The 18,850-nt window shown below is 46.1% G+C and carries 14 protein-coding genes and 12 tRNA genes; 9 read left to right on the forward strand and 17 right to left on the reverse strand.

Going from position 1 to position 18,850, the window contains the following annotated elements:
- Positions 1–4: 4 nt before the first annotated feature.
- On the reverse strand, positions 5–1,729 hold the full coding sequence (locus VIA_RS20965; RefSeq protein ID WP_004417591.1) for a LysM peptidoglycan-binding domain-containing protein: 1,725 nt from the start codon (positions 1,727–1,729) through the stop codon (positions 5–7).
- The gene (tsaE, locus tag VIA_RS20970; RefSeq protein ID WP_004415854.1) at positions 1,723–2,187 is read right to left on the reverse strand and encodes a tRNA (adenosine(37)-N6)-threonylcarbamoyltransferase complex ATPase subunit type 1 TsaE; all 465 of its coding nucleotides are present in this window, start codon (positions 2,185–2,187) and stop codon (positions 1,723–1,725) included. Before tsaE ends, VIA_RS20965 begins: the two co-directional genes overlap by 7 nt.
- A gap of 206 nt (positions 2,188–2,393) precedes the next feature.
- Here tsaE and queG point away from each other — a divergent pair, with 206 nt between their 5' ends.
- The gene (queG, locus tag VIA_RS20975; RefSeq protein WP_004415856.1) at positions 2,394–3,506 is read left to right on the forward strand and encodes a tRNA epoxyqueuosine(34) reductase QueG; all 1,113 of its coding nucleotides are present in this window, start codon (positions 2,394–2,396) and stop codon (positions 3,504–3,506) included.
- 551 nt (positions 3,507–4,057) lie between these two features.
- On the opposite strand, the gene VIA_RS20980 is transcribed toward queG, so the two are convergent.
- From VIA_RS20980 to VIA_RS21035, 12 genes are all read right to left on the reverse strand, one after another.
- Positions 4,058–4,133 (reverse strand) — tRNA-Gly (locus tag VIA_RS20980).
- 163 nt (positions 4,134–4,296) lie between these two features.
- Positions 4,297–4,372, reverse strand: a tRNA-Gly gene (locus VIA_RS20985).
- A 19-nt stretch (positions 4,373–4,391) separates the two neighbouring features.
- Positions 4,392–4,468 (reverse strand) — tRNA-Met (locus tag VIA_RS20990).
- A gap of 43 nt (positions 4,469–4,511) precedes the next feature.
- A tRNA-Gly gene (locus VIA_RS20995) sits at positions 4,512–4,587 on the reverse strand.
- A gap of 19 nt (positions 4,588–4,606) precedes the next feature.
- Positions 4,607–4,683 (reverse strand) — tRNA-Met (locus VIA_RS21000).
- A gap of 43 nt (positions 4,684–4,726) precedes the next feature.
- A tRNA-Gly gene (locus tag VIA_RS21005) sits at positions 4,727–4,802 on the reverse strand.
- A 19-nt stretch (positions 4,803–4,821) separates the two neighbouring features.
- Positions 4,822–4,898, reverse strand: a tRNA-Met gene (locus VIA_RS21010).
- A 43-nt stretch (positions 4,899–4,941) separates the two neighbouring features.
- A tRNA-Gly gene (locus tag VIA_RS21015) sits at positions 4,942–5,017 on the reverse strand.
- Between the two features lie 19 nt (positions 5,018–5,036).
- Positions 5,037–5,113, reverse strand: a tRNA-Met gene (locus VIA_RS21020).
- A 58-nt stretch (positions 5,114–5,171) separates the two neighbouring features.
- Positions 5,172–5,247: transfer RNA gene (locus VIA_RS21025), tRNA-Gly, on the reverse strand.
- 111 nt (positions 5,248–5,358) lie between these two features.
- A tRNA-Met gene (locus tag VIA_RS21030) sits at positions 5,359–5,435 on the reverse strand.
- 58 nt (positions 5,436–5,493) lie between these two features.
- Positions 5,494–5,569 (reverse strand) — tRNA-Gly (locus VIA_RS21035).
- A 292-nt stretch (positions 5,570–5,861) separates the two neighbouring features.
- Between VIA_RS21035 and VIA_RS21040 the strand changes: the two genes are divergently transcribed.
- On the forward strand, positions 5,862–6,572 hold the full coding sequence (locus tag VIA_RS21040) for a hypothetical protein (RefSeq protein WP_004415858.1): 711 nt from the start codon (positions 5,862–5,864) through the stop codon (positions 6,570–6,572).
- A gap of 41 nt (positions 6,573–6,613) precedes the next feature.
- On the opposite strand, the gene orn is transcribed toward VIA_RS21040, so the two are convergent.
- Positions 6,614–7,159 (reverse strand): oligoribonuclease, encoded by a 546-nt coding sequence (gene orn, locus VIA_RS21045; protein WP_004415860.1) that lies wholly within the window; start codon positions 7,157–7,159, stop codon positions 6,614–6,616.
- Between the two features lie 127 nt (positions 7,160–7,286).
- On the opposite strand from orn, the gene rsgA reads away from it, so the two are divergent.
- The 7 genes from rsgA (at position 7,287) to VIA_RS21080 (ending at position 17,045) form a co-directional block, all read left to right on the forward strand.
- Positions 7,287–8,342 carry a small ribosomal subunit biogenesis GTPase RsgA gene (gene rsgA / locus VIA_RS21050; protein ID WP_004415861.1) on the forward strand — a complete coding sequence of 352 codons (1,056 nt, stop codon included), beginning with the start codon at positions 7,287–7,289 and terminating at the stop codon, positions 8,340–8,342.
- 111 nt (positions 8,343–8,453) lie between these two features.
- Entirely contained in the window at positions 8,454–9,332 is an 879-nt protein-coding gene (gene asd, locus VIA_RS21055) for an archaetidylserine decarboxylase (protein WP_004415863.1), read from the forward strand.
- Between the two features lie 169 nt (positions 9,333–9,501).
- Positions 9,502–10,917: an SLC13 family permease gene (locus VIA_RS21060; RefSeq protein WP_004417586.1), complete on the forward strand. Its 1,416-nt coding sequence runs from the start codon at positions 9,502–9,504 to the stop codon at positions 10,915–10,917.
- 223 nt (positions 10,918–11,140) lie between these two features.
- A complete protein-coding gene (locus tag VIA_RS21065; protein WP_004415866.1) occupies positions 11,141–13,021 on the forward strand; it encodes a methyl-accepting chemotaxis protein in 1,881 nt (626 codons plus the stop codon).
- 71 nt (positions 13,022–13,092) lie between these two features.
- Positions 13,093–13,980 (forward strand): DMT family transporter, encoded by an 888-nt coding sequence (locus tag VIA_RS21070; RefSeq protein ID WP_004415867.1) that lies wholly within the window; start codon positions 13,093–13,095, stop codon positions 13,978–13,980.
- Between the two features lie 238 nt (positions 13,981–14,218).
- Positions 14,219–15,751, forward strand: coding sequence for a 2,3-bisphosphoglycerate-independent phosphoglycerate mutase (gene gpmM, locus VIA_RS21075; RefSeq protein ID WP_004417584.1), 1,533 nt, complete (start codon positions 14,219–14,221; stop codon positions 15,749–15,751).
- Positions 15,752–15,908: 157 nt separating this feature from the next.
- A complete protein-coding gene (locus VIA_RS21080; RefSeq protein WP_004415870.1) occupies positions 15,909–17,045 on the forward strand; it encodes a murein hydrolase activator EnvC family protein in 1,137 nt (378 codons plus the stop codon).
- Positions 17,046–17,103: 58 nt separating this feature from the next.
- Here the strand turns inward: VIA_RS21080 and VIA_RS21085 are convergent, their stop codons facing one another.
- Both VIA_RS21085 and VIA_RS21090 read right to left on the reverse strand, forming a co-directional pair.
- A complete protein-coding gene (locus tag VIA_RS21085) occupies positions 17,104–18,069 on the reverse strand; it encodes a DHHA1 domain-containing protein (RefSeq protein ID WP_004415872.1) in 966 nt (321 codons plus the stop codon).
- A gap of 90 nt (positions 18,070–18,159) precedes the next feature.
- Positions 18,160–18,795, reverse strand: a complete 636-nt coding sequence (locus tag VIA_RS21090; RefSeq protein ID WP_004415873.1) for a TetR/AcrR family transcriptional regulator — start codon at positions 18,793–18,795, stop codon at positions 18,160–18,162.
- Positions 18,796–18,850: the final 55 nt, after the last annotated feature.

The following is an 18,850-nucleotide window of genomic DNA, read 5'->3' on the forward strand; positions in this document are numbered from 1 at the left end:
ACTGTTAGTTACGAGGAATAATCAACACTTGGCCAACCGCCAGTTGATCTGAACGTAGATTATTCGCCTTACGAATGCCACTGACACTCACGCTGTATTTGCTGGCAATCTTGCCAAGGAACTCGCCACTTTTCACCGTATGCTTACGCAGCGGCTGATCCTTCATGCTGACAGTAATCTTGAGTTTCTGACCTAACTTAAGCGTGTCTGACTTTAAGTTGTTCTCACGTTTAATCGTTGATACTGACACTTTATATTTAGCGGCGATCTTACCGAGATAGTCACCTCTTTGAACCACATGCGTGAGTGTTTTAGTCTCAACAGGATTACTGATAGTCGGCACAATGACCGCTTTCGATGCACCTGGAATCGTTAGCACTTGACCAACGGCCAAACCACTACTCTTCAATTTATTGGTCTGCATGATCGCTTTGGTGCTTGTACCATATTTCTTAGCAATCACAGAGAGCGATTCACCACGCGATACTTTATGTTTGATGGTTTTTCCACGATTGGCAAACAATGTGCCCTCTGGTGGGTTTGCTTCAAAGTACTGCACTATCGCTTTAGTTAGAGAGCGAGCTAATTTGTCTTGGTGGCTACGCTGGAACAGCAGTCTTTCTTCCGTTGGGTTGGAAATAAAGCCTGTTTCCACCAACACAGAGGGAATATCTGGCGACTTAAGTACCGCAAGACTTGCGTTCACTGGTTCTTTCTTATGTAAGTGAATACCAGCACGACCCATCTCTCTTAAAATCTTCGTCGCGACTTTATAGCCCTCTTTTTGCGAATGGCTAAACTGTAGGTCGAGTAAAGTTTGACTGACGTTCTTATCATTGGTGTTTTTGGCCAGTACATCACCTGCACCACCGAGCAGTTGAGATTGCTCTTCGTGGTTTTCAACCCAGCGTGCAATCTCCGTATTCGCTCGACGTGTATTGAGCACAAACACCGAACCACCGCGCGGTTGTGGAGAGCGGAAAGCATCCGCATGAACTGACACTAACAAATGCGCTTTGTTTTTACGTGCAATTGATGAGCGCTTATTGAGGTTAACGTAGTAGTCACCACCTCGCGTCAATACTGCTTTCATCCCTGGCACAGCATTAATTTGCGCAGCAATTTTCTTCGAAATCGACAATGTCGCATGCTTTTCATATTTCTTAGTCGGTCCGATCGAACCCGGGTCTTCGCCACCGTGGCCAGCATCAATCGCGACTACAATATCTGCGGTACCAAGTAGCTGAGAGGCATCACGGCTAACCGTTGTTGAGCTAGTTGACGTATTAGACGTTGAGGTGGAGCCTTTTTGGCTACCATGAGGCATATCAATCACCAATCGGTGACCATACTGCCCGCCTGGTGTTGGGGCCAGCTTAAATAGCTGAGGCGTCACTTTGCGGCTCAACTCAAACACCAAACGATACGTCCCCTTATCTGGCGGTGAGCTCTTGCGTATTTTCTTCAACACCGGGCTATCAGTGATATTGATAGGCAGCTTAGTGCTTAAAGTGGTCTTTTTCAGATCGACCACTAGGCGTGACGGGCTAGAAAGCGTGAAATAGCTATATTCCGCTTCCGACTTTAAATCGATAACAACACGCGTCTCATCGGGTGATGGCCAAACACGAACGCCTTCTAAAGCATTCGCAAAAACCAAACTAGGTACTAGGGTAAGAGCGAGGAGAAACGGAAAGAAAACAGCTCTTAATAATCGACTCTTCAACATAACTCCAACTGTTCTAATAATTGACATCCATATTGATTGTTTGCAGTCAGCTCAACCACACGCTCTTCACCTTGATAGCGCAGGTCAATATCCAGATCTGGTTCTGGCAATAAGCCATGCCCTTTTTCTGGCCACTCAACAAGGCAGATTGCATCAGGAGTAAAGTAATCACGAATTCCCATAAACTCCAACTCTTCAGGATCAGCTAAGCGATAAAGATCAAAATGATAAACCTGCCATTGATCGAGCTGATACGGTTCCACTAGTGTGTAGGTTGGACTCTTTACATTACCTTGATGTCCTAACGCACGTACAAAACCACGGCTGAATGTGGTCTTACCCGCACCAAGATCACCATGCAAATAGATCGTGGTTTGTTGAGAGCACAGATTAGCTAAGGCTGTCCCTAGCTGAATCGTTGCTTGTTCATCTTTTAGGGCAAATTGTTTGGTGGTCATGAAGATCAATCTCTAGGGTCGAATACGGTGACTATAAAAAATCAAAAGAACAGGAATAGTAAACTGGGTTGGAATTAGGAGACAAGCGATCTTGTGTAAGTAAAACGAAAAATCAGCGATTTCTTGGTATTTTTCCCCATTAGCTGCCTAGATCCTATGAATAAGATCCGTTAAGATCCTGCCCCCTTCCACTAAGGCGTATCCGCATGAACTATCAAGAGCTCGTCGAAAAGATCAAAATTTGGGGCCAAGAACTCGGCTTCCAAAAAGTTGGCATCTGCGATGTAGACCTCTCAGCACACGAGCAAGAGCTGCAAAGATGGTTAGATGCGGGCTACCACGGTGATATGGATTGGATGGCGCGCCACGGCATGATGAGAGCACGCCCAAATGAACTGCTACCTGGAACGGTGCGGGTCATTAGTGCCCGCATGGACTACTTACCCCCAGAAGCGCGCTTTGCCTCAAATCTAGCCGATCCAAGCCAAGCGTATGTTAGCCGCTACTCACTTGGTCGTGATTACCACAAGCTGATCCGCAATCAGCTTAAGAAACTCGGTCAAAAAATAGAACAAGAAGTTGGTCAATTCGGTTATCGACCTTTTGTGGACTCTGCCCCCATTCTAGAACGCCCCTTAGCTCAAAAAGCAGGACTTGGCTGGACAGGTAAACACTCCTTAGTGCTCGATAAAGATTGTGGCTCTTGGTTCTTCTTGGGTGAGCTATTGATCGATCTTCCTCTACCTGTGGATGAACCTAGTGTCGATGAGTGTGGTAAATGCAAAGCCTGCATCACTTCATGCCCAACGCAAGCTATCGTTGCTGACGGCGTTGTTGATGCTAGACGCTGTATCTCATATCTGACAATTGAATTTGATGGTGTCATTCCCGAAGAGTTTCGCCACGCGATGGGCAATCGCATCTATGGTTGCGACGATTGCCAACTGGTCTGCCCTTGGAATCGTTTCTCAGATATTACCGAGCAAAGTGATTTTCATCGACGTGAAGCATTTGAGGATTCAGATCTGGTGACTCTGTTCATGTGGGACGAAGAGACTTTCTTAAAAAACATGGAAGGTTCGGCGATTCGTCGTATTGGCCACCTACAATGGCTACGCAATTTGTCCGTTGCGATGGGCAATGCCCCTTTCTCGCAAGCTATTATCGATGCGCTACAAGCACGTATAGGACTCACTGAAGTTTTAGATGAGCATATTCACTGGGCTTTAGCTGAACAGCAGTCTCAACTACCTATCAGCACCACAAAGCTCAATCGTCTTATCAGGATTGTCGAAAAAGGACTACCTAGAGATGCATAATACTTGCCGAACCTAGTCGTTGATAAGTTGATTTAGCTCCAAAAATTAAAATGTGGAAAAAAGAAAGGATGATTCCTTATTTTCTTACAGATAAAGAAGTTAATCACAATACAAAGAAATGACTAGGATCAAAAAACAGTGACTTAATGATCGTAACGCACTATTGAACCAGGTAAGAGAAATGCAACATTTCACAATTAAAACAACAACTTACACAAACCAAAGCAGTAAGTAAGAAAGTTTCAAAAACAAAAAGATCTTTTTATCTAGGCACTATTTAGTCGTTAAATATGGGTTACCCACCAAGTTATCCACAACAAGAGATATGTGGATAAGTCTGTTGATTGATGTGTAGATGCCTAGCTCACACAAGGTTCGCTATCGTTTTTTTATCAGCACATCCCGTGCTTAAACAATAAATTCAGACATAAAAACGCCCACCTAATAGTTAGGAGGACTTCTTATGATTTTTGGGGTTCATGCTTCGCAGCATTAGCTAAAGAGCGGTGGCCTATGGCCGTTTCAAATGAATGTGTCATTTGAAGGAGATTTGGAGCGACACACGAGGTTCGAACTCGTGACCTCAACCTTGGCAAGGTTGCGCTCTACCAACTGAGCTAGTGTCGCATTTTGTCACCGTTAAGTACGATGAGGACTATCAAATTGGAGCGACACACGAGGTTCCCTATTCATAAACAGAAAGGCGTAACCTCAACCTTGGTAAGGTTGCACTCGGTAAACTGAGCTAGTGTCGCATTCTTCACCGTTGAGTACGATGACAACTATAAATTGGAGCGACACACGAGGTTCGAACTCGTGACCTCAACCTTGGCAAGGTTGCGCTCTACCAACTGAGCTAGTGTCGCATATTCTCATTAAGAGAATTGGTTGCGGGGGCCGGATTTGAACCGACGACCTTCGGGTTATGAGCCCGACGAGCTACCAAGCTGCTCCACCCCGCGTCCGTATTTCACCATTTGAGGCATGATGAGCGCCTTTAAATTTTGGAGCGACACACGAGGTTCGAACTCGTGACCTCAACCTTGGCAAGGTTGCGCTCTACCAACTGAGCTAGTGTCGCATATTCTCATTAAGAGAATTGGTTGCGGGGGCCGGATTTGAACCGACGACCTTCGGGTTATGAGCCCGACGAGCTACCAAGCTGCTCCACCCCGCGTCCGTATTTCACCATTTGAGGCATGATGAGCGCCTTTAAATTTTGGAGCGACACACGAGGTTCGAACTCGTGACCTCAACCTTGGCAAGGTTGCGCTCTACCAACTGAGCTAGTGTCGCATATTCTCATTAAGAGAATTGGTTGCGGGGGCCGGATTTGAACCGACGACCTTCGGGTTATGAGCCCGACGAGCTACCAAGCTGCTCCACCCCGCGTCCGTATTTCACCATTTGAGGCATGATGAACGCCTTTAAATTTTGGAGCGACACACGAGGTTCGAACTCGTGACCTCAACCTTGGCAAGGTTGCGCTCTACCAACTGAGCTAGTGTCGCATATTCTCGTTAAGAGAATTGGTTGCGGGGGCCGGATTTGAACCGACGACCTTCGGGTTATGAGCCCGACGAGCTACCAAGCTGCTCCACCCCGCGTCCGTATTTCACCATTTGAGGCATGATGAACGCCTTTTCCTTTCCACTTAAAGAAAAGTGGAGCGACACACGAGGTTCGAACTCGTGACCTCAACCTTGGCAAGGTTGCGCTCTACCAACTGAGCTAGTGTCGCATATTCTCGTTAAGAGAATTGGTTGCGAGGACTGATTTGAACCAGTGACCTTCGCGAGGTTTTATGAATGGCTGAGCCCGACGAGCTAGCGAATCACAACACCTTTTAATTTGGTTGCGGGGGCCGGATTTGAACCGACGACCTTCGGGTTATGAGCCCGACGAGCTACCAAGCTGCTCCACCCCGCGTCCGTATTTCACCATTTGAGGCATGATGAAAGCCTTTTCCTTTCCACTTAAAGAAAAGTGGAGCGACACACGAGGTTCGAACTCGTGACCTCAACCTTGGCAAGGTTGCGCTCTACCAACTGAGCTAGTGTCGCATCAACAACGTTTCCGTCATTCAGGGCTGCGAATTATAAGAGCATTTTTTTGTGATGCAAGTCCTTCATCAAAAAAATCATCTTTTTTTTTCTTATCGGATAAAAAGCACACACTTATCAATCAAAAAGCTTGAAAAATATACTAAATGTCAATTAGGCCTTGCGAGGAAACACCAAAGTGCGAGATTCAGCGATGTTTTGAAAGTTACTCATCGCGAATATTTCCCGTTTCTTATATAACTGCTCAGTATTAATTTGAACTCCTGAAGCTACTTAAGGATAAGAGGCACATATGCAATTCAGAGCAAGGTTATTTCAGCTCATTTGTACTGTATTACTTACAGCACTAGTTGCAGGTTGTGGCTCGATGCCTAAACCAATGAGAAACCTAGGGAAAAGTGATGTAGATTTTGTCATGGATGTGCATGCCAGGCAGCTTAAAGTTCAACTGGTAGAGCTAACACGTAAGCTCTACGTCAGAAACCCAATTCAATTGAGCAAGAATCCATCAGCTACCATCGACAGTCGTATTGAGCAAATATTTGGGCCTGAAGAGAGTATCACCCTACCACCGTTGGTTTTTGATGAGCTTGGTGGCGTCACCGGGATTGACGCGATATTACTCAGTTTTGATGAGGGCTTTGAGGGCGATCGCGTATTTGCCGCAACCGTTGGGTTGTCAGAGATGCTAAGGCGTTCTTACAACCACCAGCAAGAGTTTTTTATTATCGACTCTTTGGATGAGCAGTCTCTGTATAACAGTGCTCGAAACATCGAGATATTTGTTTGGCGGCTCTACCATCGCAAAGATGAAAACGGCAAGCCACTCATCTATACCAACCAAACGACAGAAAATGGCGGCGATATTAGCTTCGACCGTTTATTTACTAAGATGGTGATGATTCAAGACATGATGGCGCTGATTGTGGCGGATAAAACCAACCGCGGCATCACTAAAGTCGCACATGGTGTGGCGCAATTTGTCTTTTTACCCGTCCCATAACACAGCAGAAAAAAACCAGCATCGAGTGCTGGTTTTCATGATTAGATTGAGATAATCGTTTTGCGGTAATATTGCAGCTCCGCAATCGACTCTCGAATATCATCCAAGGCTAAATGGCTACCTTGCTTAGTAAAACCACCTAGCACTTCTGGCTTCCATCGGCGAGTTAGTTCTTTTAAAGTGCTCACATCGATATAACGGTAGTGGAAGTATTCTTCCAATTCAGCCATATGCTTGTACAAAAAACGACGATCTTGACCAACGCTGTTGCCACAAATCGGTGACTTACCTTTAGGTACCCATTTCTCAAGAAACTCAATGGTTTGACGAACTGCTTCTTGTTCATCGATGTTACTTTTACGAACACGATCGACCAAGCCACTACCAGTATGAGTTGTTGTACACCACTCATCCATTTTTTTAAGCTCAGCATCAGGCTGATGAATGGCAAGTACAGGTCCTTCAGCTAAAATATTTAATTCACTATCAGTGACAATGGTGGCGATTTCGATCACTTTGTGAGTTTCAGGGTCCAGTCCCGTCATCTCCAAATCAATCCAAATCAAGTTCTGATCGCTAAAGGACATAAATCGTTGCCTATTGGTTTTCTAATAAAAAAGGTACTATACCCAAATTCCGATACCCAAGATAGCGTGAGATACTCACCACTTTGCTGGTATCACTCGATAAATTAATGAACTGAAGTAGAGAAACGTGGCTAAAAAGAAAAAGCTAACCAAAGGTCAGGTGAGACGAGTTCGTCATAACCAGAAGCGCAAACTTAAGCAAGAAGATTCCGTTCAATGGGATGAGTCCATGCTAGGTAGCAGTAAAACCGGCCTGGTTATCACCCGCTTTGGACAGCACGCTGATATCGAAGACAGCGAAACTGGTGAAGTTCAGCGCTGTAACCTTCGTCGTGGTATCGAGACTCTTGTATCTGGCGATAAAGTCATTTGGCGTCCAGGACTAGAATCGATGGAAGGCATCAGTGGCGTTGTTGAAGCTGTCGAGCCTCGAACTTCAATTCTTACTCGTCCTGACTACTATGACGGTTTAAAACCAGTCGCGGCTAACGTTGATCAAATGATCATTGTCTCTTCAGTGCTGCCAGAACTGTCGCTCAATATTATTGATCGCTACTTGGTTGCCTCTGAAACCCTCAATATCGCACCACTGCTGGTATTGAATAAAATCGATTTACTTGAATCGGAGCAATTGACGCAGTACCGCGAATGGCTAAAAGAGTACGAGCGTATTGGGTATAAGGTTCTATTCGTTAGTAAGCAAACCGGAGAAGGTATCGCTGAACTTGAGGCTGAGCTTAAAGACCGCATCAATATTTTCGTTGGTCAATCTGGTGTTGGTAAATCGAGCTTAGTTAATGCGCTGATGCCGCAATTCAATGTAGAAGAAGGCGAAGTTTCGGAAAACTCAGGACTTGGCCAACATACCACAACCGCTTCACGTCTTTACCACATTCCAACAGGTGGTGACCTAATTGACTCTCCTGGAGTGCGCGAGTTTGGTTTGTGGCATTTGGAAGCAGAAGAAGTGACCAAGGCATTTGTCGAATTCCGACCTTTCCTTGGCAGCTGTAAGTTCCGTGACTGCAAGCACAATGATGACCCAGGTTGTGTATTACGCCAAGCAGTTGAGGATGGTGAGATCAATCAGATCCGTTTTGCAAACTATCACCGTATTCTAGAAAGCATGGCGGAAGTGAAAGCCAATCGCCAATACTCCCGAAGCAAAAAAGCAGATTTGTAGCCGCAAATTTGCAAGCAAACCATCGCAACTACTGACTTTTGGGCGCAATTTGAGTAACATCTCGCGCCCAGAATATAGTCAATCATGAAAATAGCATTGGAATTGAACACCATGGATAAGATTAAAGTTGGACTGCAATATTGGATCCCACAGCATGGACTTACTCGCTTAGTGGGCAAGCTAGCTTCTGCAAAAGCTGGCGGTCTAACAACAGCAATCATTCGCTGGTTCATCAAACAATACAACGTCAATATGGATGAAGCGCTGCATTCAGATCCAAAACATTTCAAGACGTTTAACGAGTTCTTTGTACGTGAGCTAAAAGAAGGCGCACGCCCAATTACTGAAGAACAAAGCGTAATTACTCACCCTGCTGACGCATGCGTTAGCCAGTTTGGTCCAATTACCGACGGTAAGCTTATTCAAGCTAAAGGGCATGACTTTACAGCTCAAGAGCTACTTGGCGGCGATGCTGCACTTGCTGAAGAGTTCACTGATGGCGAGTTCGCTACACTGTACTTGTCACCACGTGATTACCACCGCGTTCACATGCCATGCGATGGTACACTGCGTCAGATGATTTATGTACCGGGCGATCTATTCTCAGTAAACCCACTCACGGCAGAAAATGTACCTAATTTATTTGCACGTAACGAACGTGTCGTGTGTATTTTTGATACCGAGTTTGGCCCTATGGCGCAAGTCCTTGTTGGTGCAACGATTGTGGGTAGTATCGAGCAAGTTTGGGCGGGCACGGTAACACCACCACGCGGCAACAGCGTCTACAAGTGGGACTACCCTGCCGAAGGCGATAAAGCGGTGATCCTGAAAAAAGGTCAAGAGATGGGCCGCTTCAAGTTGGGCTCTACCGTAATCAACCTCTTCGCTAAAGGGGCAATCACTTTTGATGAGACGATGCAAAACGGTCAATCGACTGTGATGGGCACACCTTACGCACATACAGCGCAAGTGGAATCAGAACAAGCCTAAATTCCAAGCCTCTTTCTAAGCCTCGATTCGTCGGGGCTTTTTTTGACCCAAAACAAACTCACTGCAACAATTTTAACTGTTTGTTAAAATTCCAGACTCGGTCTAAGACACTCATTTTATTGTAAATTAAGCTATGGCCTCAAACATTGGAATTGGGGTTGATGTCGATATGGCAAAAATAGATCTTGGGGTGATAGTTAAGCTACTGATTAGCTTCGGCTTGCCAATTGGTGTGCTATTTATGCCAATTGATTGGATCCCAATCGATGATCTGACGCTCATTCAGCATCGATTATTGGCCATTTTTCTCCTCGCAGCCCTACTCTGGGTATTAGAGCCTGTCCCAGTCTTTGCTACCTCCATTTTGATCATCGCCCTAGAACTAGTGATGATCTCAGACAAAGGCTTACACCTGTTTCGAACGCCACCCGCTGGCCATGACCTTGGCGAGCTGATGAAATACACCGATATTTTTAGTGCTTTCTCTTCACCCATTATCATCCTGTTTATGGGCGGTTTTGCGCTCGCCATTTCGGCGTCCAAATATGAGTTGGACAATAACCTCGCGCGAGTGTTACTCAAACCGTTTGGCCACCAGCCTAGATTCATCATGCTGGGCTTAATGCTGATCACAGCAGTGTTCTCAATGTTTATGTCGAATACAGCAACAACTGTGATGATGCTGGCACTACTAGGACCAATAGTCGCTTCTGCGCCAAAGGGCGATCTCGGAATCAAGGCGCTGGTGCTGTGTATTCCTATTGCAGCAAACACCGGGGGCATCGCGACACCAATTGGTACGCCACCGAACGCCATTGCGCTGCAGTATTTAACTGGTGAGAACAGCATCGACTTTCTCAGCTGGATGATGATGGGCCTACCTTTTGTCGTCATTCAGCTCACTATCGCATGGTTCTTGCTGCAAAAGCTCTTTCCATCAGCACAGAAAGAGATGAAGCTAAAACTGGATGGTAAATTTCAAAAAAATTGGCGCGCTATCGTCGTCTATGCGACGTTTGCCTCAACTATCTTGCTGTGGATGACAACCAAATTACACGGAATGAACACCTACGTAGTATCCATCATTCCACTCGCGGTCTTTACGCTCACCGGAATTATGGGCAAAGCCGAGCTCAAGTTGATTAACTGGGACGTTTTATGGCTGGTTGCCGGTGGTATCGCGATTGGTATTGGTTTAGATAAAACCGGACTCGCTTCAGCACTTGCTCATGCCATTGATTATGAATCTCTCTCTCCGCTTGCCGTGATATTGACTCTATCGATTGTCTGCTGGTTGATGGCCAACTTTATGTCAAACACGGCTACCGCTAACTTACTAATGCCGATTGCCGCAGCAATAGGCGCGTCCATGGAAAGCCTTGCTACAGTGGGTGGACTGCAAGGTTTACTTGTGGTCGTGGCATTCTCAGCCTCACTTGGCATGATCCTACCGGTATCAACTCCGCCTAATTCACTGGCCTACTCGACAGGCTTAATCGAAAGTAAAGACATGGCAAAAACTGGCGTGATCATTGGTGTGATAGGACTGCTTATTGTTTATGCTGCGACCCTAATTATCACTTAAGAAACAAATGAAACTGACCTCTAGCATGCTGGGCTAGAGGTCACAAATTCTTACAAGTGCGTAGGGCTTTTCTTAAAAGCAGCATATAGATCAACAATCTACATTCCCGCCATCTATAACATTGTGCCGATATCACCATCAATGCCCCCTTTTTCATTCACGTGAAACAGTGGTGATAGGCCCTATTCTTCTCGTCCTGCTGTCTGAAAAATAAGGAAAGGCAATGAGAAATACAATCAAACTAAAAATGCAAATCGCCATTGCCGTGGTCATTGCAGTGGTCAGTGGTGTTCAAGCTTGGATCTCAGTCAATCAACTGCAGCAAGAAACCACTTCTGCCCTCAATAGCGAAATGGCCAATATCAGCCACTCCACATCACGCTATATCAGTGATTGGCTCGCGATCCGTAGCGATATGATGTTGGCCAATGAAAAAACCATCATTGAATCGAATAACTCTGATCGTGAAATGCTGCTTACTAAACGAGCTGGGGACTTTCTTTCCGTGTACGCAGGGTTTGAAGATGGCTCAATTGCTTATGGTGATAAAGCTGAAGATTGGCCGACTGACTATGACCCGCGCACTCGTCCTTGGTATCAAGATGCGATGAACGCTTCAGGATTGATCATTACTGAACCTTACCAAGACTTCGATGGCAGTATTGTTATCAGTTTCGCTAAAGCCTTTTCCGGCAACAAAAACGGTGTTCTCGCCGCTGACCTTACCGTCACCAATATCATTGATGAAGTGCTAAATATCACTTTAGATAATGACGGTTTTACCTTCCTTGTTGACGGCAATAACAACATCGTCGCTTACCAAGATGAATCGTTAAGCCAGCAGCCATTAACCAAGTTAAATCCTCAGCTCTCTGCAACTCAAGTAAAAGAACTTGTCAGCAACTCGTCGATTTCGACAATTAGTTGGCCAGAACAAGGAGACAAGCTGATTTACGTTGCTAATGTCCCATCCACAGACTGGTCTTTGGGCATTGTGGTTGATAAAGAACTGGCGTTCGCTTCAGTGAGTGAACAGATTCAATTCACCGCCATCGCATCTTTAGTGCTGTACCTGATCATTGCAACATTCAGTACCTATACCATTACTAAACTACTGAAACCTCTGCAAGATTTGTCATCTTCACTTTCTCAACTGGCAAAAGGCGAAGGGGACCTCACCCAGCGAATCGAGATTAAACGCCGTGACGAAATTGGTGAAGTGGCTGAGCACGTTAATCAGTTCCTTAGCCAGATGCAGCGTATGCTGGCTGATATCATCAGTCACAGTGAACAGTTAGTGCAACAAGCCAGCCAAGCTAACAGCCTTTCGATGCAGTCAGCGCAGCAAGTGGAAGTTCAGCAAAATGACGTTAACCAAATTGCCACTGCAATCCATGAGATGTCTGCGACGGCTGCAGAGGTGGCAAGTCATGCTGAAATGACAGCTGATGCTTCTCAGACTTCATCTAATGCCTGCCAAGACGGTCAAAAAGTCATTCAGAAGAACCGCGAGTCGATTGTGGAGCTAGCAGAGCAGGTCGCAGCGGCCTCTGGTGTTATCTCTGAACTTGAACACAATACCCAAAGCATCAATCAGATCCTCTCAACCATTCAAGAAATTGCCGAACAAACCAATTTGTTAGCACTCAACGCAGCCATTGAAGCAGCGCGTGCAGGGGAGCAAGGACGTGGGTTTGCCGTGGTAGCCGATGAAGTGCGCGTACTCAGTCAACGTACCCATGGTTCAACCGAAGAAATTCGTCACATGATCGAAACGCTGCAAAACAATACTAAGCTTGCGGTAAATAGCATGAAGACCAGTACCACGTTAGCTGACACCAGTGTCGACTACGCTCAGCAAGCGGCGCAAAGTCTGACGGACATTACCGACGCGATCGATAAAATTAACGACATGGCGCTACAAATCGCCAGCGCTGCGGAAGAGCAACGCGCCGTGAGTGAAGATATCAGCCGTAATACCCAAGGAATCAAGGATGCTTCAGACGTACTCGCCGGACAAGCTCAGCAAAGTAGTGACAGCGCGGATAGTATGCGTGAGTCAGCAGAGACCATGCGCATGGAGGTAACTCGCTTCAAGGTATAACTTTGTTTTAAGCAAGATTTCATGCATATTGTCAGCCTGGATTACTCCACACTCACAAGGATAACGTGTCGATGGGTTATGAATGGCTGGCACTTGCTGCGGCATTTCTTTGGGCAGTAGCAAGCATACTTTCTGTGGTGCCTGCCCAACATTTAGGAACCTTTGCCTATAGCCGCTGGCGCATGGGCTGCACCTCGCTCATTTTAGGCTCTATGGCTTTATACACTGGCGGCTGGAGCAGTGTTGAGACGAGCGCCATTTCAGCCATGATGCTATCAGGCGTCATCGGTATTTTTATTGGTGATACTGCCCTATTTGCTTGCCTCAATCGTATGGGGCCAAGGCAAGCGGGTTTACTCTTCTCGTGTCACGCTGTTTTCTCAGCCGTACTTGGCTACTTTCTGTTTAGCGAAACCATGACCTCTGTAGAGCTACTAGGATCTCTATTGGTCTTCTCTGGCGTGTTAACTGCAATCTTCTTTGGCCGCCGCGGACAAACTAACAATCAACTTGAGTCGATTAAAGGTAAGGTTTGGGTCGGAATCGGCTTAGGCTTACTCGCGGCACTTTGCCAAGCGTTAGGCGGTATCATCGCTAAACCGATTATGCAAACCAATATCGACCCTGTTGCTGCGTCAGCGATGCGGATGATGACCGCCTTTGCCGCTCACTGCTTGTTTTTCTTTACAGGAGCCAAACTGGCGCGTGCGACTCAACCAATGAACATCAAGATCTTTTCGATTACCGCTCTCAATGGTTTTTTAGCCATGGCGGTTGGTATGACATTAATTCTGTACGCTCTGCAAGAAGGTAATGTCGGTATGGTTGCCCTGCTCTCTTCGACAACCCCGATCATGCTGTTGCCGATACTATGGATTTATTCCGGTAAACGACCTAATCGCTTTGCTTGGATTGGCGCGATTGTCGCCGTCGTTGGAACCAGTATTTTGGTCTCTTAACCTATCGCAGCAATCGGCAATTCCCGCTTTATTTTTCTGTCTTAAGCGAGAGAATAGAGCAAGAAAAAAGGTCCGCATGAACAGGTTGGCGTTGCACACACTCTTTGTAAGATGAAAGATAACAACAATATTTCACAAACAATATTTGATCTTAACCTACAGTTTTGGTTAAAAAGTGTAGTAAAATTACGCTAATTTAGTTTCCAAAGTTACTTTGAAATTTGACGAGGTCATCACTATGACAGCTAAGAAGCCTATGGCTCTAGTTATTCTTGACGGTTACGGACACCGTGAAGATACAGCAAGCAACGCAATCGCGAACGCAAAAACTCCATTCCTTGATAGCCTGTTTGCTAACAAGCCAAACACTCTAATCTCTGCTTCTGGCATGGATGTTGGCCTACCTGATGGTCAAATGGGTAACTCAGAAGTGGGTCACACTAACATTGGCGCTGGTCGTGTTGTATACCAAGATCTTACTCGTATCACTAAATCTATCGCAGACGGTGAGTTCACTGAAACGCCTGCGCTAGTAGAAGCTATCGACTCTGCTGTAAAAGCAGACAAAGCGGTACACATCATGGGCCTTATGTCTCCAGGTGGCGTACACTCTCACGAAGACCACATCTACGCAGCCGTTGAAATGGCAGCAGCACGTGGCGCAGAGAAGATTTACCTACACTGCTTCCTAGACGGCCGTGACACACCACCGCGTAGCGCAGAGAACTCGCTACAGCGCTTCCAAGACCTATTCGCGACACTAGGTAAAGGCCGTGTGGCTTCTCTAGTAGGCCGTTACTACGCAATGGACCGTGATAACAACTGGGATCGCGTTCAAGTTGCTTACGATCTTCTTACTCAAGCTAAAGCTGAGTTCACTTTCGATACAGCTGTAGCGGGTCTTGAAGCAGCATACGCTCGTGACGAGAACGATGAGTTCGTGAAAGCAACAGCAATCAAAGCAGAAGGTCAAGAAGATGCAGTAATCGCAGACGGCGATACAGTAATCTTCATGAACTACCGTGCTGACCGTGCTCGTCAAATCACACGTACTTTCGTACCTGCATTCGACGGCTTCGAGCGCGCGGTATTCCCAGCAATCAACTTCGTAATGCTAACGCAATACGCTGCTGACATCCCGCTAGCAATCGCATTCCCACCAGCATCTCTAGAGAACACATACGGTGAGTGGCTATCTAAGCAAGGTCAAACTCAGCTACGTATCTCTGAAACTGAGAAATACGCGCACGTCACTTTCTTCTTCAACGGTGGTGTTGAGAACGAATTCGAAGGCGAAGAGCGTCAACTTGTTGCTTCTCCAAAAGTAGCAACTTACGACCTACAGCCAGAAATGAGCTCTGAAGAGCTCACTGAAAAAATGGTTGCTGCGATCAAGTCTGGCAAGTACGACACGATCATTTGTAACTACCCTAACCCAGATATGGTTGGTCACACTGGTGTTTACGAAGCAGCTGAGCAAGCGATCGAAGCCATCGACGGCTGTGTTGCTAAAATTGTTGCGGCTATCGAAGAAGTAGGCGGCCAAATGCTGATTACTGCTGACCACGGTAACGCGGAAATGATGGTAGACCCAGAGACAGGCGGCACTCACACTGCTCACACTAACCTACCAGTACCTCTAATCTACATTGGCGACAAAGAAGTTGAGTTCAAAGAAGGCGGTAAACTGTCTGACCTAGCGCCAACTATGCTATCGCTAACGGGTCTAGAGATCCCAGCTGAAATGACTGGCGATGTACTGGTTAAGTAATTAACTAGATAACATCAATACTATCGAGGCCCGAGCAATGCTTGGGCCTTTTTATTTTCATTTTGCGCCACCAGCAACTTTTGACATTCCCCTTTCTTCCAATCAAAAGGTTTGGGTATACTGGCTATCTCTCAAATAGTTAGGACAAATTTGAACAATGGCGATCACCCCATTAAGGACACTTCTCTCTCGCAAGTCTTGGTTTGCGCTCGGGTTGATACTTACTGCCAGCTCACTTTCCCCTAGCTATGCGGCAAACAATGCTGAGCTCAAAGGTGTCAGCGGTGAAATCTCACGTCAAAAACAATCACTCTCCAGTCAGCAACAAAAGCTCGACTCCTTACAGAAATCGCTAAAAAATCAAGAGACCACCATCACCCGTCTGGGAAAAGAAATCAAAGAGACCAAGGCTTCGCTGGCAACCACTAACGCCAATATCGCCAACTTGGACAAAAAGGTTGATCACTTACTGGATCAAAAAAAGCAGCAAAGCGATAGGCTGGCAGAACTGATTCAAACCTACTACGTGACTCAACGAGCGAAGAGTTCAACGAATATTCTCAACCAAGGCGTCGAAGAAGACCGTATGAGTCAGTACTTTCAACACCTAGCCAAAGCAAGAGCCGAGACCATCAGTGAACTTGAAGCAACCGTCAGAGAGTTAGATGACAGCCAAGAGCAGCTCAAGCTTGAGAAAGAGCAGCTTACTAGCTTATTGAGAAAACAGACTCAAAAACGCGACCAGCTAGCGAAAACTCAGTCTCAACGTAAAGGGACCGTATCTAAAATTCGTAACAGCATTTCGAACGATAAAGTGTACCTATCTGAACTGCAGCGCAATGAGACCCGCTTAAAAGCAGAGATTGCTAAAGCCGCTAAACGTAATGCGGTTCCGATGGACGGCATTGGCCGCCAAAAAGGTAAGCTTCCTTGGCCAGTAAAGGGGCGTGTGTTGCATAACTACGGCTCACGCCAGACAGGTCAAATCAAATGGAAAGGAATGGTGATCGATGCCAACTACGGTCAATCCGTTAAAGCCGTCTACTCTGGCACTGTTGTATTCGCCGACTACCTTCGTGGCTACGGCTTAGTGGTGCTACTTGATCACGGTAAAGGGGATATGACGCTGTACGGATTCAACCAGAGCCTGATGAAGAAAGAAGGCGATAAAGTGACAAAAGGCGAAACAATCGCGCTTGCAGGAGACACGGGTGGACAATCGCAATCGTCACTCTACTTTGAGATTCGCCGCAACAGTAAAACGCAAAACCCGAAAAGCTGGTTAACACGATAATCAGCGCTGAGCAGATACCAATAAGGCGTCTTTTCCTCTCGAAAAGACGCCTTATTTTTTAAGCTTCGATACGATAATGCTTTTCTACCGCATCAATGAAAGCGGTTAGCTGCTCTTTCGGCAGGGCGTTAATGCCAGCGGCCGCAGCTCTACCGCCACCAGATGGGAACTGCGCACAGATATCTCCCGCCCCTTGCTTATTTTTCAGCGGTGCACGCAATGAAACAGTATAAGTGCCGTCCCTATTTTCGGTTAATACTGCGTGAGCAGAGTCTGGTGACTGATTCGCTAGTAGATTGCCGTAGACACCACTAATACGACGTGATGATGCTTCATTTGGCAGCTCAAATAGCCCTAATGTGGCGCTTTGATATTGAGGCTCTATCGCCAATGCTTTATCCATATCTTGCTGATAAGCAGATTGAAGTACGTGGAACGGCGAGTCTTGATCAGCAATAACAGCAAACGGATCATCGTAGGCCAAAAGCTCTTGAAACAGTACCGCTGGGTCAAAATGAAGGTCATCAAGCTTTGAACCGTAACCGTTGTAGTTGATCAAGGTACCTAACTCTTTTAGCTGCACTTGCTGCTCAACGCTTAGACCAGCTTTACTCGCTAACTGATCCGCTTTGGCAATTAAGTTATCACCATAAGCAGCAGTAATCGCCCAAGTGTGATAGCACCCTGCGAGCAACTCATCGATAATCAAGGCTGTACAGGTGTTAGCATCCAAATCGATATGAGCCGTTAAATTCTCATGCTGGGGAATATCGCCGGATTTATGGTGATCGGCGTAAAAAACCTTAGCCCCTGCACTCAATATTTTTTCAAGGCCCGTTTTGTTCTTCTCCATCGAGATATCAAGTGCTGTGACCGAATCCTCAGCGCTGACAGACAGCTTCGCCAACAACTGAATATCGCGTTTTACTCCGGTGACCAATGTGGAGGGCTTGGGCTCTGCAAGCCTAAGTTGAAGCAACGCGATAATACCATCGGCATCACCGTTAAAAACATCAAAGTGCATAAAAGAAAACCCATTAAACTATCTCTCGATACTCTAATGGGTTCTACGCGTTTTAACAATTTCAATTAGTTATAGCTAGGATCCACACGTTTAAGCGTGAATAGCTTTAACACCATCTTCTAATAGCTGAAGCTGCTCTAAACCTTGCGCCGTTGCCTTTGGTTTCACAACTGAAATCATCTGTAGCATGCCTTGATGGATCACTTGCTCAGTAATCTGAGTACGTGGCGACATTGCTGCTTGATAGCCTAACCAGCTTGATGCAATTAGGTGCAATGTGGTCACCAGTGACTTCATCTCACTGTCTTCTACAGAGACTAACTCTAAGTCGACAAACGCACGCATAATGTTGATCAGGTTGGCTTGTAGCTTTTCTTGAACTTGAATGTACTCTTCATGCAGTTGTTCGTCACGCTGTAGGATTTCAGGCAAATTAGCGTAGAAGAAACGATACTTCCACATTAGCGTAAAGATAGAGTCTAGGTAATGCTTTAACAGCACTAGGCTTTCTTGTCGCCCTTGAATCGGGGTGAAACGCTCTAGTAGCTCATTGGAGTAGAGCGCAAAGATCTCGCGGACAATCTCTTGCTTATTACGGAAATGGTAGTAGAGGTTACCCGGGCTGATATCGATATGAGCCGCAATATGATTGGTTGTGATATTGCGCTCACCGTGCTCATTGAATAACTCTAGTGCTGCAAGCACGATTTTATCGCGTGTTTTCATTCTTTCCCGAACCCTATTCCATTAATCTAAACAGTATAACTGAGTATATTAACCA

The organism is Vibrio orientalis CIP 102891 = ATCC 33934, from assembly GCF_000176235.1.
Lineage (GTDB): Bacteria > Pseudomonadota > Gammaproteobacteria > Enterobacterales > Vibrionaceae > Vibrio > Vibrio orientalis.